This is a genomic window from Kitasatospora sp. NPDC058190 (genome assembly GCF_042883685.1).
Lineage (GTDB): Bacteria > Actinomycetota > Actinomycetes > Streptomycetales > Streptomycetaceae > Kitasatospora.
This window is the reverse complement of the sequence record NZ_JBHVVI010000250.1, coordinates 1-871: the sequence shown is the minus strand read 5'-3', so window position 1 is coordinate 871 and position 871 is coordinate 1. Positions and strand designations below refer to the sequence as shown.

Genomic DNA, 871 nt, shown 5'->3' with positions numbered 1-871 from the left:
CTACGGCCGCCGGGCCGACGAGGCCCCGACCGGCCACCCGTACACCCCGGAGCCGCCCGCCCTGCCCGCCGCCGGCCCCGCCACCACCCTGCCGTCCGGGCTGCCCCAGCGCCGCCCCGGCCAGCAGCTGGCGGGCGGCAGCCTGGGCAGCGCCCCTGCCGGCGGCAGCCCGTCCGGCGAGAGCCCCAACTGGTTCGCCGGCGCCAAGGACACCTCGTCGTCCGACGGGTCGCGCGGCCACGACGTGTCCTCGCTCGGCGGTTACGGCCCGACCGGCCCGACCGCCAGCTCCGCCTGGCAGTCGCCGAACGACGGCAACTGGCAGCGCGCCGAGCAGCTGCGCGAGCCCTCGTCCTCCGGCACCACCGGGGCCGGCCTGCCCCGGCGCGTGCCGAAGCAGAACCTGGTGCCCGGCAACGCCAAGCCCACCCCGCAGGAAGGGCCGCAGGTCTCCCGCAGCCCCGAGGAGGTCCGTGGCCGCCTCACCAACCTGCGCCGCGGTGTGGAGCAGGGCCGCAGCGCCGGCAACACCGGAAGCTTCCGGATCGACCCCGATCAGGTAGACCAGTCCGGCAACGGACAGAACCGGAGCACCGATCTCTTCGGCGGCTCGAACCACCAGGAGCGTTGAGTTGACTCAGATGAGCCAGGCCGCACAGAACCTGAACTGGCTGATCACCAATTTCGTGGACAACACCCCCGGGGTGTCCCACACCGTGGTGGTCTCCGCGGACGGCCTCCTGCTGTGCATGTCCGAGGGCTTCCCGCGCGACCGTGCCGACCAGCTCGCCGCCGTCGCCTCCGGCCTCACCTCCCTCACCTCCGGCGCCAGCCGGATCTTCGAAGGCGGCGAGGTCAACCAGACCGTCGT

1 protein-coding gene and 1 pseudogene are annotated in these 871 nt (G+C 73.9%); both read left to right on the top strand.

The window, feature by feature from the left end; translation table 11 throughout:
- Positions 1-631: pseudogene (locus tag ACFVWU_RS44370) on the top strand (hypothetical protein); the annotation flags it as partial.
- Between the two features lie 10 nt (positions 632-641).
- Positions 642-871 (top strand): roadblock/LC7 domain-containing protein (locus ACFVWU_RS44365; protein WP_387632242.1); only part of this gene is annotated, 230 nt, incomplete at its 3' end.